Raw genomic sequence first — 16,264 nt, 5'->3', positions numbered from 1 at the left:
AGATATAGGTTTTTAAGGTCAAAGGCAACTAAGCATTGAAAATCTGTCGATAATTATGGCTTAGCTGGTTACAACCTTATTTAGACAGACCCCTTTTTGCCCGTCAAAAATACTATTTATTAACGTTGCTCGCTGGCAAGGTTTTCCTCGCCAATTAGGCTTTTTTTAATAAGCATAAATTTATTTTACAACCCAAGTCCCGCATCCCAAGCATGCAACAAGGCTTCAGTTGGCAAGTCAATACACGTTGTATTTTGGCAGGTAACTATTAGTTGGGGCTGTGCGGTAACCTGCCCTAACAAAATAGCGCGCTTGCCCATAATAGCTTCAAAACTTATTTGATGCGCTGGGGCAACAGACACCACAAAGCGCGAGTGGCTTTCGGCAAAAAGAATAGCTTGTAAATTTACGTCCTGATTAGTATTTAGCAAACCCGAAACTTCAATTTTAGCACCCAAACCACCAAAAGTACATTCCGTTAGGGCAACCATTAAACCACCATCACTAAGGTCGTGGCAATTTTGAATAAGTCCTTTCGCATTAGCCCTCATTACCATTTGATACAAGTCTTTTGCATTATTAGGCCTTACAATTGGCAAATTAGCCCCTAAATAACCATGCAAAGCATAATATTCTGAAGCACCAAGTTCGTTATACGTTTCGCCGAGTTGATAAATAAGGTCGCCCGATGCTTTAAAATACGATGTTACAGTTTTCCGGATATCCGGAATTTTGGCAACCATTGAGTACAAAATCGTTGGTGGCACCGAAATTTTCACGCCATCGGCTTTAAAATCGTTTTTCATACTGTCTTTACCCGAAGTAAGCGGAATGTCGAAAAAAACCGCCATATCGTAAAGCGCCTGGCACATCTGTACCAATTTTGCCAATTTTAATTTCCCATCCGGATTAGTTTCGGGGTGATATACGGAATCGGGAACGCAAAAATTATCGTTCACCGACCAGGCAATGCCATCATCGGCGCTCCTATTTGGCAACAATCCGCCTACGGCAATAATTTGCCTAACTGCTTCGTCAAAGGCACCCGCCGACATTTGATAAGCGTCAATATCGCCGTAACGTGGCAATATTCCATTAGAGACTGCCACCCCCTCGTAATGTTCAAAATGGGTGCGCACTACGGCTGCATCTTGCGGAGCCTTACCCTGAGCACCCATTAAGGGCTTAATAACCGTGCGCCCTTTTACTTCGTGGTCGTATTGGCGGATGATGGCCTCGCGCGAGCATATATTTAAACTGCCCATTAGTCGCAATAATACCTCGTTATAATTTTCATTATCCGGAATTTGTGGCTCTATTAACTGTGGCTGTTGCCATTCAGCTTCAAGGATTTTTTGAGGCACGCCGTCATGTAAAAATTCTAACGATAATAAAGCCAATAAGTTATTGTTAAACCTAACTTCTAAATTGCCCGAATTAGTAAAGCAGCCAATATCTGTTAACTCTACCTCCATGTGTGCAGCTAATGATAACAGGGCGGGTACTTTTTCCGGATCTGCTACAATGGTCATACGCTCTTGCGACTCGGACAAAAATATCTCCCAAGGACGCAGTCCACTATATTTTAGCGGTACTTTTTCGAGGTTTACCAAAGCTCCACCCGATATAGTTGCCAATTCGCCAATTGAAGACGACAAACCACCTGCGCCATTATCGGTACTGCATTTTACAAGCCCCGCTTCGCAGGCTTTTATTAGAAAATCGTTTAGCAATTTTTGGGTAATGGGGCTGCCAATTTGCACCGCCGAGGCCGGCGAATGTTCATCAATTTCGATAGACGAAAATGTTGCGCCATGAATACCATCTTTGCCCACGCGCCCGCCGCCCATTAAAATGCGGTCGTTTGTAGCAATAGGTTTTTCCCAGGTAGGCAAGCCGTGGTAATCGGGTTTCAATAGCGCACCAGTACCACAATAAACAAGGGGTTTACCGCTAAACCGGTCATCAAAAACAATACTGCCGTTTACCGTAGGTATGCCCGATTTATTGCCGCCATCTTCAATACCTTTAACTACTCCTTCAAAAATTCGTTTGGGATGCAGTTGTCCGGTAAGCAATTTTCCGGAAAAAAACGGATTTCCAAAACAAAGCACATTTGTATTGAACAACAAACGAGCGCCGCCAACGCCTGTTCCTAATGGATCGCGGTTATTGCCTAAAATGCCTGTAATGGCACCGCCGTAAGGGTCAAGTGCCGAAGGTGAATTGTGAGTTTCTACTTTCCAGACAAAAAGTTGTTCGGGGTTAAGGCGAACAACACCGGCATTATCGGTAAATACTTTTACCAACCAATTATTATTGTTGGCTTTAAGTGAGGCAGTAACGGCATCGGTAGCACCTTTTATATACGTTTTGAATAGTGATTTTATAGTTTGTTTTTGGTTGGTAACATGGTTGGTATAGTGAATTATAGCGTTAAACTCCTTGTGTTTACTATGTTCGCTCCATGTTTGGGCTAAAATTTCGAGTTCGCAATCGGTTGGATTAGCGGGTAAACCTGCGGCCAACCGCTGTTGTACTGTTGTAGTATTGGCAAACCACGCTTGTATGGCTTTCATTTCGTCTAAACTTAAAGCCAGCAACATTTTACGCGAGAGGTCTAATAATTCCGGATCGGTTAAATTGAGCGAAATATCTTTTACCGTTAGGTCGGCGGCAAGTTTTACCTTTGGCACATACAGTTTAGCTGTTTGCAGGTCGTTAATTGCCGACAGTGAATCGTATTGAAAATGGTTAATAAGTTTATTGCCCAACAGTTCTTCGGCAATTTTTTTTAATTGTGGGCGGGTAAGTGGCTGCTCAAAATAATAAATATACTGGGTGTAAATGTGTTGTGTATTTGTATCTAATGGGACATTTAAAAAATCGGCTAAAGCTTTTTGTGCCGAGGCCCCTTCGTCGTCGGTAACGCCCGGAAGTTTGGCAACTGCAATATACGAGCCATATCCTTCGGGAATTAGCAAACTGTTAATATATTGGGTATTCATTACCTCGTCATAAAGGCAAGCGTTGCTAAATGCCGTTAACTGGTGGTTGTTTAGGTGATAATCTACTACAAACACCCGAGACGATTTAATTTTTCCGGTATTGATATTTAAAAATTGTTGACACCGTTGGGCAATGGCATCTCCAAAAACATCGCGCAAATGCGGGTGCAGGGCTAACTGAATAAACGAATAACTCACAAATACAGCAATTAAGTTACAAAGGTAAGGAAGGCAGGTAAATTTTTCAGGAAAAAGTTGAAAACAGGGCGGCAAACATATTTATAAAATAAAATATTTATTAGTTTGTTAAACGGGCTAAACCCTCTTGTAAGGAGGTAATTTTTTGCTCGGCATCTTCTAATTTTTTTTGCTCAAGAGCCACCACTTCCGACTTAGCGTTTTGTACAAAACGCTCGTTGTTCAATTTTTTAAGTACCGAGTCGCGAAAGCCTTCCAAATACTCCAATTCTTTTTGTAAGCGGCTGCGTTCGGCCTCTGTATCAATTAAATTTCCTGTTGATGTAGTTATAAAAAACACATCGTTGCCCACTAATAACGACACACTATTTGGCACTTCGGCGTTAACAAGTTCAAACTCCGACAAATAAGCTTTGCGAACAAGCAACTGTTTCCATGCTATCCATCCGGATGCGCTGGCATCAACGGTTTTTAGTGCTAAATTAATGAGGTCGCGCGGTTTTAATTGTAGTTTCACCCTGGTATCGCGCAATTTGCGTATTAGCTCGGCTACTTGCTCGCCAGCCAAAAGTGCAGCGTTGTCAATTGTTTGGGCCTGTGGGTAGCGGGCAACAACGATACAGTCGGCAGGGTTTGCTCTGCGGCAAAGTGTATGATAAACCTCTTCGGTTATAAAAGGCATAAACGGATGTAGCAATTTCATCAGGTCTTCAAAAAATTGCAGCGTAGCATTGTAAGTGTATAAGTCAATTGGTTGGCCGTATTCAGGTTTTGCCATTTCGAGGTAAGTACCGCAAAAATCGTCCCAGATAAAATTATACAAACTTTTAATAATTTCTGAGAGTTTGAAATCGGCATACAACGCTTCCGTTTGGTCAATAAATTGGTTGAGTTTGCTGCCAAACCAAGCTATCAGGGGTTCATTATCCGGATTTTTGGTTGCGCCTCCTTCGGTTGTCCATGATTTTACCAAGCGCAGTGCATTCCAAATTTTATTGGCAAAATTCCGGCCTTGCAGCACTAATTCTTCATCGTACAATATCTCGTTACCGGCTGGCGAGCTTAACATGATGCCCATCCGCAAGCCGTCTGCGCCATGTTGGGCAATTACCTCCATGTGTCGGGGCTGTTGCCTAATGATTTCGACATTTTTCGGCGCAGTTTATCGCGCACAATTCCGGTTAAATATACATGCGAAAAGGGTTTTTCAGCGCGATATTCAATGCCGGCAATTATCATACGAGCCACCCAGAAGAACAAAATTTCGGGGGCTGTAACCAATACATTTGTTGGATAGTAGTAGTTTATTTCTTCGTTGTTGGGGTTCGAGTAACCTTTGAACACTTCGATTGGCCATAACCAAGACGATGCCCAAGTGTCGAGCACGTCGGGGTCTTGTTGTAGGTTGTTTTCGGTAATATCCGGATTATTGGTAAGGCGGCGGGCGCGTTCAACGGCTTGCGTTATGTTTTGCGCCACTACAAACTGCCATTTTTCGGGTTTTTCATCCGGATTTTTAATAAAATAAGCCGGAATTTGTTGCCCCCACCATAATTGTCGGCTTAGGCACCAGTCTTTTACATTTTCCATCCAATATCGGTAGGTAGCTACAAATTTATCCGGAATAATTTGCACTTCTCCATTAACAACGGCATCGAGGGCTGGCTGGCAAATTTGTTTCATGCTCAAAAACCATTGCATAGAAAGTTTAGGTTCAATAACGGCATCGGTGCGCTCGCTGTAACCTTTGGCATGTGTTAGTGGCTCGCGTTTTACAATAAGCCCTTGTTTTTCGAGTTCGACGGCGGCCATTGGGCGTGCTTCTTCACTGTCGAATCCTATAAAAAATTGGGCATTTTGATTAAGGCGGCCATCAAAATCAATGATATCCAAAATGGGTAAATTATGCCTAAGTCCAATTTCGTAATCGGTTTTATCGTGGGCAGGTGTAACTTTTAGGCATCCGGTGCCAAATTTGCGGTCAACGTATTCATCTGTAATGATTGGTACAGGTTTATTTATTAAGGGCACTATTGCCATTTTGCCGTGTAGGTGGGTGTAGCGTTCGTCTAAGGGATGTACGGCAACGGCGGTGTCGGCCATAATGGTTTCTGGTCGGGTGGTAGCTACGGTTAGGTATTCGGTGGTGCTGCCTTCAATAAAGTATTTTACGTAATATAGTTCATCTGTTGTTTCGCGGTAAAAAACCTCTTCGTCTGATACGGCTGTTTGAGCTTTTACGTCCCAGTTTACCATCCGGAGGGCGCGGTAAATATGGCCTTTGTCGTACAAATCAACAAAAACATTTACTACCGATTTGTAGTAATGTTCGTCCATAGTAAAAGTGTTTCTGTCCCAGTCGCAGCTTGCGCCCATTTGCCGCAATTGTTTATAAATATGGTCGCTGTGTTTATTTGCCCATGCCCAGGCATGTTGTAAAAAAGTTTCGCGGCTTAGGTCGCTTTTTTTAATACCCTCGGCACGTAGTTTTTGCACTACTTTGGCTTCGGTGGCAATGCTGGCGTGGTCGCTGCCTGGCACCCAACAAGCGTTAAAGCCTTGCATACGCGCCCTGCGAATTAATATGTCCTGAATAGTATTGTTAAGCATGTGCCCCATGTGGAGAACCCCCGTTACGTTTGGCGGCGGAATAACGATGGTAAACGGTTTGCGGGCGGGGTCGGGTTTTGAGGCAAAAAATTTATGCTCCATCCAATAGTCGTACCATTTTGTTTCAATGGATTGAGGGGCGTATGTTTTAGCTAATTCCATAAAAAATAAGAGCAGTAATTATAAAGTAGGTATTCGTTAAAATGTGGGGATGTTTTACAAATAAACCCCAATAAGCGGTGCTTCAATCGCTTACGGGGGTTAGTAGCTATACAAAATAAGTAAAGGGTTTATTTTGGGTGCAAAGGTAACTATTTTTTGCGAGCTTGGCAGAGATATGTTGAGTTTAAAGTATCCGGAGTTTCCTAACGCTGCCCCCACCCTACCTACCCTTTGGAAACCCTCAAGCAATGGAGGGGTAAAAAATCCTGCAAATCATTAAACCACAAAAACGTTGAATTGAGCTTGCCGAAATTTCATGGTTAAAGTACGATTTTTTTTAGCCTAATGCATACAAGCTAAAATAAAGTGTCGTACATTTACCACATATAGTCGTTTCTATATATTAAGGCTTAATTTTTCGCTCACAATTTAACCGCCGTTTGCTATGGTTTTTTGTTTTGCTACTACCGCCCGCACCGGCACTTGCTACACTTTAAGCAAGCGCTGGGGTAAATACTAAGCCGCAGCTCACCGCTTTGTATTTGCCCCCACTTCCCCCCGTCCTTGCAAACACGCCCCCAAGTAGAGAAATTGCCTCGTCTGTCTATCTTCGCCTAAATTAATGTTCAACTCCTTCGGAGTTGGGGGTTTGTGGTTCTACGTTTTGTCTATTAACATTACACTCCTTCGGAGTTAAAGCTTACCCTCGATAGAAAACTAACCCACCCCTGCGCCCCTCCGAGGAGGGGAGGGTGTGAAATCCTCCTAATCCGTTAATCCGCTAAATCAGTGGTTCAGACAATATCCGGAATAAAAAACCACAAACCAAACCAATTTTTTAACTTCAAAAAAAACCATTTTAAATGAAAAACTTTTTTCTTAATTTTGTAGGCTTAACTTCTACAACAGCCCAACAGCCCAACAGCCCAACAGCCCAACAGCCCAAAAAATTTAAAAACTGTAAAGGTAATGCTTATGGTTTTGCTATTTATAATTAACAATGTTGGGGTGTGGGGGCAAGAGACCGAAAACGCACCGTTATACAAAATTTGTGGCACAAATAGTCAAGCAAGCCAACAACCAATGCAGGGTAGTTGCAATACAGATACGTTGAAATACTACGAAGAACAATGTTTGCGCTATGCTCATCTTGAATTTTATTTTGTTGGCGACGAAGGCTATACCGCTACCGGCAACCACTTAAACCTAAAATTTAAAGATTTTAGCAAATACCACACTTATAATGGTTATGACTATGTTGCCGAATTAGTTGCAAGGGCTAATTATGCGTTAGCTACTATGCAGCCTACAAATTTATGTACGGGCTGGGGCACCTACTCGCCGTTAAAGTACGATGCCAACGGCGATTTAACCGTACCAAACCCTAAATTTAATACCAATTTTAAAGTATGGACGGGCAATATAGCCGAAAAAATGCCTCCTAAACCCAATGCCGGATTTAGGTATGTAATAGATACCGTGCATTTTTTAACATGGGAACAAACCGATTCTGTATTTGAAAACGACAACTTTTTAGGCGATGACAAAATTGAGGTATTTTTGTTCCCTACTTTTTTTTCGCCGAACACAACCATACCCATTGCAAATGCTTACCACAATGCCGGGCATATTACCATTAGGTCGGTAAACTCGCCACCAACTAACCCTTCTTTGCTGCTTCACGAAACCGGGCACGCCATGGGCTTAGACCATACTTGGTACTATACCTATAAATTTGGCATTGAAGAGGCAGTAAACACCATTGACATATTAAATGTTTGTGATGACTACGCAACTAATTCCAAAATTAATTTAAGTACCGCAGGCCTTATAACCCAACTACTCGATACTATTGATAGAAAATTAATAAACAAATATTTAGACGCAGACGGAAACATAAACTACACCCTGCCCGAAATTCAAGCTATGGCCACCTACAAGGGTATTGATTGCCAGCCCTGTTTTAAACTGCTTGCCGATATAGTAATTGAAAAATGGAAAACTGCAGTAGAATGTCCGTATTTTAATCCGAAAGAGATATCTTCGCCCGATGAGTCTGAAAATCGTTGTTATGATAATATCGGTCCAGCCCCCTGTACAGTTGTATCAAAAGAAATGGAAACAGGGCCGGGGCTAAGTTCTTGGGATAATTTTAGCGATACCAACCCCAATACTAATTGTGGTGGTACAGTTTTTGAAAAAGATTGGGTAAACAACAAAGCTCGGCAAACCTACCTAAAATCGTTTTTTACCTATTGCAACGACCCCGAAGAAATAACCAATAACACCATGGATTATGTTGATGGTTTACCCCTAACTTTAACTTGCGAGCAACTAACTGCTATGCACAACACTAAATTTATGATACCAGCACCCACCAACTTACTCCCCCTCGAAACACCGCATAGTTTAGTACTTAGCTGCAATACGCCCGGCAGCATTACCTTTAATTGGCAGGGCAACCAAGCCGACAGCTACCAAATTGCCTACCATATTAACAGCGATACCATACCTGCATATACTATTATAGACCACTCGTTGCTGCCCACCACCCCACAAAACTACACCTTTGAAATGGCTGCCTTAAATACAACCTATAAATTTACTATTAGGGCAATTAATGGCAGTTGTAGCGGACGCGATACCAGTGCTTGGAGCGACACCCTAACCGTAAATACCCCATCCGGATTTGTAAACCCCATAGGTTTTGCTTGGGCAAACAATGAGTTTAACATTGATACTTGTTTTTTAACCTCACTCAGTTTTTATCTAACCCCAAACACCTATACAAGTATTGTATGGCGAAAAACAGATGCCGCCGGTAAAACCACCATATTAACCGCCTTTAACAACCAAGATACCGCCCAAATAGTAATTGATGCCGACGGTCTTTTGCAGTTTTGTGTTATTGCCACCGATACCAGCGGCTGCACCTACCACCAGCATTTTACCACCAATACCGATAAAGAAAAATTGTTTCTATATGCAAACGATTGTGGTAAAAGCACCAATTTTTACCTGTATCCTGGCGATACTAAAAACGACACCATACAAATATGTAAATACGACTTGCCTTTTACCATTTTTACAGAACGAACATTGAACAATAAATACCACCTCGACACCCTTGAGGCGTTTTGGAAAATTAATGATATTGCCATGCCCCACAATATAGATGCCAATAGCGATGGCTATTTCGATGGCTATTATGATGTTAATGCCGCCTGCAAATTTACCTACGCCTTTGGTTTGCACATTAACGATATATTGGCAAACAATACCCTCTTAGTTGAAAACGACACTAGTTTTAATATGAGCATTAACCTTTATAACGACACGACCCAATGCCATACCTTGTTTAATTTTGTAATAATATACCACAATATAGAACCAAAAGTAAACCTTGGACCCGACCTTTGGCTTTGCCCCTCTGCTATTAATTTTACCGCCGGTGTTGATACCACCGGACAACCGCCCGGCGTAACCTACCTTTGGAACGACGGCAGCAGCAGCCCAACCAAACTTATAACCCAAGCCGGCACCTATATTTTACAAGCAAGTGCCGCCGATTGTACCGCTACCGATACCTTGGTGGTAACAAACGCCCAACCCAATATAACCTTTAACGAACCCGATAGTATTTTTGACGGGCTTATGGCTTTATGCCCCGATACCGACACTTTTACCCTTACTGCCTTATGCCAATATATGCCCACCGATGTAACCTATTTATGGAGCAACAACGCAACCACCCAAAGTATAACTATAACGCCACCCTACCCGCAAACCTACAATGTTACCATAACCCCAAAAGATACCAGTTTAAACTGCCCAAACACCAGCACCATAACTATTAACGAGGCAATAACCCCCACCATAATCCACAACAAAATAAGTAATTTTAAGGGCAATACCCTGCAAAACCCTATTAACCAAAACGATATTGTAAGAATTTGTAAAACAGACCCAGAATATTATTGGTTTGTAAGCACAACCGATAGTGCCGAAATTACCAACTGGGTGATAGACGGCATAGCACTAACGCCCAAAAAAACTACCGGATATTGTTTAACCGATGACGACAACGGGGTAGAAGGTTTTGTTATTTCTTTTCCGGAGGTTAAACTGAACAAAAACAAACTCATTAACCAATCCGGCGTTCATACCGTTGTTATAACCATTACCAATATTTACTCGGGCTGCCAAAACACCTATAATTACACCCTATATATATACGGCACAACCCTTAGCTTACAAAGCCAACCGCAAACCGTTTGCCCCCAAAGCCCCGCCACCATTACCCCCACACCGCCACCGCCACCCGACGCCTTGCTGTGGAGTACCGCCGACACCACCCCCACCATTACCGTAACCCAAGCAGGTACTTATAGCCTAACCGTTACTCCGCCTTTAGCCGGCTGCCCCCAATATAGCAGCAGTATTACCCTAACCGATGGCGCCCCACCCCTTGAAATTACCCCCAATAATGGCAATAATACCATTAGCGTTTGCCAAGCAAATTTGCCCCTTACCTTAACCGCTACCAGCACCGACCCCAATATTACCAACTACCTTTGGGGCAACGGCGAAACCACCCCCACCATTAGCGTAAACCAAACAGGTATTTACACCGTTACCATTACCAACCAACAAGGTTGCACCAATACCGCCGCCATTGCCGTTATTATAAATAATGCCCCAATCATTACCCTCATCGCCCAAAGCATAAATACCTGCACCACCCTAATTACCGCACCCGGTTTATTGGGTAGTTATGAATGGTCGGTACCCGACAACGATGGCTCCACGCCCAATACTATTGAGGTATATGAACCCGGTATCTATACCCTTACTTTTACAGATGCCCTAACCGGCTGCCAAGCAACCACTAATATTACCATTAACGACACTAATTTTTACGATTTGATTGACCCCTTAATTACCACCAACACCACTTGGGATATGAATAGTTTTGCGGGGGGGGTAGCCCGCATTAAGGGTATTATTAAAATTGCCCCTAACGCCACCCTTACCATTGACAACCTAACCCTGCATTTTGCCGACCCTCAAAGCGGCATTGAAATAGATACCGCTGCTACGCTAAACCTAACCAATAGTACCCTAAGCAGCGACACCTGTACCCAAAACTATTGGCAGGGAATTGTATTATTGGGCAACCCATTTTTGCCACAAGACACAACCAACCAACCCCGACAAGGCATACTAAATGCCAACAATAGCCTGATTAAAAATGCCTATATTGGTGTACATATTGGCAAAATAGCATTTTTGCAAAATAACGGAAACCCATTGGCATATATGCGCTCGGGGGGGGTAATAAACGCCACTAACACGCAATTTTTAAACTGCTCGGCAGGGGTGGTTTTTGAGCCATATAGCTTTAGTGCTTATAGCACTTTTGCTGTAAATTGCCGGTTTACCTTTAGTAAACAATTTATAGGTAACGAAACAGCTATGTTTAACCCCGATGCCGGCTATATTGGTATTTATACCAGCGGTATGCGCCGCTTAAACCTAACAGGCATTATATTTGAACGAACAGGTACTATTGGCAGTAGCCTACAATACCATAAACAAGGTATTGGCATTGTAGCTACCAACAGCCACCTAAATATAGGTAGCTTAGCGAGTAACGGAAATATGGCACCTACCTCCGAAAGTTGCACCTTTACCAACCTATACAAAGGCATTGATATTTATGGGTTCGGCACTGCCTTAAATGCTGCAATTATAGACCAAAACCAATTTACCCAAACCCGGCGTGGCATAACCCTTAACGGCAACGGTTTCAGCCAAATTAGGCAAAATACTTTTACCCAAATACCAAGTATCGAAACAACCCAAAACAGCAACCTTATTTACCAAGCCTATGGCATTTTAAACTACGGCAGTACGGCGTTTAATATAGAGGGCAACGTATTTAGCAAAGACAGCCTACAATATAACGCCACCCACGGCATTATTACGCTAAACTCGGGCTTAGGTGGTGGCACTATTAAGCGCAATGCTTTTGAGGGCAGTTTTTGGGCAGCCAATTTACTACTCGGCGACAACCAAGCACTTGAATTAGACTGCAACCAATACAACAGCCAAAACAAAGCCGACTGGTTAATTGCCCACGCCTTAGACCCCGAAACAGGCATTATAAATTTGGCAAACCTAAAAGAACAAGGCTATTGCGACTTTAATGACCCCAATAACAACGCCCCCCTACACGAATACTGGCACGCCGAAGCCGATACCACCAACTACCACATATTAAACTTGGGGCTTGATACCGTAGTAGTGCATTACGAACAAAACGACCCCGCCACTTTTGAACCTACCTTAATTTCCGGAATTGTTGATGCAACAGTAAACTGCGAGGGACAAGGTTTATTTTGCCAAAGTAGTTTTGCACAAACCCCTCAAGGGTTGGCAGCAATTATACAAAACCAAATAAGCCAAACGGGTACTTATGCTGCTAATCTGGGGAATGCCTTAGTACAAAATTATGTGGCGCATGGTAATACCACAGCCGCTATAAATTGGCAACGCAACAACCCCAATATTGCCAATAATACGGCATTAATGGCGCATTATACCCTGCAAAACCACGCCGATAGTGCGGCGCATTATTGGGGTTTGGTGGGCAGCAATTCCCAACCGCAGGCACAAGCGTTGCACCAAATTTATAGCCCTTGGGTAGCAGCATTGCCAACCAATAGCAGTTGTTTACCCAGTATGCAGCAGCAAGCTGATACCCTTATGGGCAGTTTTGGCACTATGGTAGCGCAACAATACTTGGCGTGTTTTAATAATACCCTATATAATAGACAGGTGTATATACCCGCTATTGCCGAAAAAAATGCGCCAACCATGCCGACAAACGCCAGTAACACCCTAAAAGTATATCCCAACCCTACCAATAGCAGTTTTACCGTTGAAACGCCTACTGCCGAAGGTTTATTAAAAATCTATGACACAAAAGGTATTTTATTATTACAAATACCTGTAGCCCAAAAGCAAACTTTGGTAGCCACCCCACAATTAACAGCAGGGGTTTATTATGTATATTGGTATTCGCCAAACAGCAATACGCTTATGGCAAAAATAGCAGTTATTAAATAAATAGGTTGTAGCCGTGTAGGGCGGTGATTGCTGCCCTACACTTTTTATTAACTATTAAAAAACGATTTAATTATGTATAAACTTATATTTGTCGCAGCCTTAATTTGGTGGCATACAGCAGTAGCAGCACAATCTGTTTTTAACAAATTATACACCACCGACACCTCGCATATTGGTTTTATTGCTGCAAGGCAAATAGGCGACCAATACCTTGCGTTTGGCTCAACTTATAATATTAATGGCAGCTATGTGGGCTTTTGGCTATTAGATGCAAATGGTAAAATAATGTCATTTAACTTATTAGACTATGCAAAAAAGAATCATAGTTTATATGGCAAAGGGCAATTATTACAACTAAGTGACAGCGTATTTATAGCTGCCATTGATGCTAAAAGTAGTAAGCAAAATTATTCTGACGATATTATGGTCATAAAATTTGATATTTTGGGAAATATTTTATTAAAAAAAGTGTATGAAAAACAAGATAATCAAACCGCCCACGAAATTATTACCACCTCTGACGGCGGGTATTTGATTGCCGGATGGACACAAGCCATAAATGAAATAGGGTATATGTACGCGCTTAAAATAGATAGTATTGGGGGGTTTGTATGGGAGAATACTTATAGTCTTAGCAATTACGGCAATAGTGCGGCTGTGTCGGTAGTGCCTGCCGTTGGCGGCGACGGGTATATACTATCAGGCTATGGCTACCATAAAGATAAAGACTACCAAGCCTATTTAGTAAAAATTAACCACAATGGCGAAAAAATTGAATATAAAGATTTTGGAGGCATCGAGGCCAACGGAGCAGGTCTTTTAACCGTTTACCAAAATTTATACTTTTTAATTTATGGCGTACACAAAGCAAAACAATATTACCCTGTAATTAGCTTGATTGATACATCTTTTAACCCCGTAGGTCCCCTTAAAAAATACGACAACATTAGTGAAGTAGCAGGGTATGCAATTCCGATAGTAAAGGGCATGGATAATGGATATTGGTTAGCGGGTTATAGTGCCAAAGATAATACTGCTAACCCTGCGGGTATGGTTATGCGTTTTACAGCAAATTGCGATACGGTTTGGGTTAAAACAGTACAAACATCACCATCGCACGACAACTACCTGCGCGATGTAACCCCCACCAGCGACGGCGGTTGTATTGCGGCGGGTTTTAAACTGTATCCTTCGCCACAAATGGGTTGGTTACTTAAATTTGATGCCGATGGTAATATCTGTTGGCAGGTAAACTGCGATAGCACCCTTACCACTACGCAAGTTATACCTACCATTTCCGGAAACGGTTTAACGTTATACCCCAACCCCGCCGACCATACCCTTACCGTTAGTACTACCAACGATTTAGTGGGCACTTACTTAGAAATATATAATAGTATGGGTTTATTAGTTTGGCAGCAAAAACTAACTGCCAATACAATAACTTTTGCTACCAATCATTTAGCCAATGGGGCATATTTTTTGAGGGCAAATAACACTACTGTTAAATTTACTATTATCCATTAATCTTTAACCAAGCAGGGGCAACCTCATTATTGCCCCTGCTATTTTATTTTTTACACCATGAAACACTATTTTATTTTTTATTTTTTTGTTAGCTGCTATTGCATAGCACAACCCAATGATGGAAGCTATTTGTTTAATAAATTATACCCCCCTGAAAAACCTACCTATGCCCGTAGTTATGTTGCGGCTATACCCATTGAAAACAACCATTATATAGTTGCCGGAACACACCACAGCACCGAAAACGAAATTTACGTACAAAAGCACGATGAAAAAAGGCGACATAAAATGGCATACAACCGTATTAAAAACTACTGATTTTGCAACTACCTATTTTGGTAGTGCCTTAACAAAAGGGCATGACGGCAATTTTTTAGTTACGGCAAAACGCGGAAAAGAAAAATGGGATACTGATTATATTGTTGGCAAGGTTACTCCCTACGGCAAATTAGTTTGGGTTAAGGAATACCCCTACCCTTTAAACGATGATTGTATGCACATCATTGCCTGTAAACAAGGGGGGTATTTGGTGGCAGGTACCAACCAAGAAGTGATACCCGTAGTAAAAAACGCACATTTTCAACTATTGCGATTAACTGAAAACGGCGATACACTTTGGCGAAAAAAAACAGCAATAACCAATTTTGCAGTACTTGACTTATCACAAACAAGCGATAGCGGTTATGTATTTAGTGGTTATAGGTATAACAAAGAAACCGGTTACGATATGTTTGCCGTAAAAACCGATAGTTTGGGTATTATTGAATGGCAACAAACCTACGGCACCCCTTATGACGACGGCGGTTGCCATGTTATGGAACGCCCCAAAATACAGGGTAGCTACCCCAGTTATGTATTAGTTGGGCTAATAAACACAGGGGGCGGACAAGAGTATAAAAAAGGCATTTATTATGCCCATTTGAGCAAAAAAGATGGAAAAGTGTTTTGGATAGAAAAAATTTACGAGCCTAACAAAGTAGATATTTATGGGTCTAGTTCTGAATGGATGGATGAAAAAGGGGAAATATATAGTGCAACACACAGTTATTCTTCAATCATACCCGTATATAACGAAATTACAAAATTTAACAGTAGTGGCGATACTTTATGGAAAAGACCCATAGCTACAGGGCTACCCGATGACGATTATATAAGAGATATTAGGCAATGCGAAGATGGTGGTTTTATTTTAGCTGGGTTTAATTTTAGTATTCCAAATACTGCGTGGTTGGTAAAAACAGATAGTTTAGGTTATACCTGTGGTTTGCCTAATTGCGATTCTACCTTAATAAATACTTCCGTTAGCCACCCTATAAAAAGCAAAGCAAATATTATCCTTAGCCCAAATCCGGTTAATTTAAACCAGCCAATACAAATACAATATACCCTACCTCCACAAATCTTAGAGGCGGTATTAGAATTTTATGATGAGCAAGGTCGAAAAGTAGCTTATAACATGTTATTAAATGTATTGAATACATGCAGTATTGAACCTTTACCCAAAAAAGGGTTATACACTTGGCAAGTCAAAACACCCTATAAAGTGTTGTCATCGGGTAAATTAGTGGTACAGTAAATAATCCGGATAATTTACAATCGAAATCCTATTTATCATTTAATCCTACAAA

At 41.8% G+C, this 16,264-nt stretch carries 5 protein-coding genes and 1 pseudogene; 4 read left to right on the top strand and 2 right to left on the bottom strand.

The window, feature by feature from the left end; translation table 11 throughout:
* Positions 1–185: 185 nt before the first annotated feature.
* Together IPI59_11310 and IPI59_11305 are read right to left on the bottom strand one after the other, a co-directional pair.
* Positions 186–3,206 (bottom strand): phosphoribosylformylglycinamidine synthase, encoded by a 3,021-nt coding sequence (locus tag IPI59_11310; GenBank protein MBK7528118.1) that lies wholly within the window; start codon positions 3,204–3,206, stop codon positions 186–188.
* A 100-nt stretch (positions 3,207–3,306) separates the two neighbouring features.
* Positions 3,307–5,978, bottom strand: a pseudogene (locus IPI59_11305) (valine--tRNA ligase).
* A 975-nt stretch (positions 5,979–6,953) separates the two neighbouring features.
* Between IPI59_11305 and IPI59_11300 the strand changes: the two are divergent.
* From IPI59_11300 to IPI59_11285, 4 genes are all read left to right on the top strand, one after another.
* Positions 6,954–13,109: a T9SS type A sorting domain-containing protein gene (locus IPI59_11300; protein ID MBK7528117.1), complete on the top strand. Its 6,156-nt coding sequence runs from the start codon at positions 6,954–6,956 to the stop codon at positions 13,107–13,109.
* A gap of 72 nt (positions 13,110–13,181) precedes the next feature.
* Positions 13,182–14,636, top strand: coding sequence for a T9SS type A sorting domain-containing protein (locus IPI59_11295; protein MBK7528116.1), 1,455 nt, complete (start codon positions 13,182–13,184; stop codon positions 14,634–14,636).
* A gap of 57 nt (positions 14,637–14,693) precedes the next feature.
* Complete coding sequence (locus IPI59_11290) at positions 14,694–14,954, top strand: hypothetical protein (protein MBK7528115.1); 261 nt, start codon at positions 14,694–14,696, stop codon at positions 14,952–14,954.
* On the top strand, positions 14,905–16,212 hold the full coding sequence (locus IPI59_11285; protein ID MBK7528114.1) for a hypothetical protein: 1,308 nt from the start codon (positions 14,905–14,907) through the stop codon (positions 16,210–16,212). Before IPI59_11290 ends, IPI59_11285 begins: the two co-directional genes overlap by 50 nt.
* Positions 16,213–16,264 lie beyond the last annotated feature (52 nt).

This window comes from Sphingobacteriales bacterium, assembly GCA_016706405.1.
GTDB lineage: Bacteria > Bacteroidota > Bacteroidia > Chitinophagales > UBA2359 > BJ6.
Note: the sequence above shows the minus strand (reverse complement) of the source record. Positions and strands in the feature narration are given on the sequence as shown.

Excerpts from the sequence above, each read along its gene's own strand:
- IPI59_11300 (MBK7528117.1), top strand. The coding sequence starts at position 6,954 with ATGGTTTTGCTATTTATAATTAACAATGTTGGGGTGTGGGGGCAAGAG.
- IPI59_11295 (MBK7528116.1), top strand. The coding sequence starts at position 13,182 with ATGTATAAACTTATATTTGTCGCAGCCTTAATTTGGTGGCATACAGCA.
- IPI59_11290 (MBK7528115.1), top strand. The coding sequence starts at position 14,694 with ATGAAACACTATTTTATTTTTTATTTTTTTGTTAGCTGCTATTGCATA.
- IPI59_11285 (MBK7528114.1), top strand. The coding sequence starts at position 14,905 with ATGAAAAAAGGCGACATAAAATGGCATACAACCGTATTAAAAACTACT.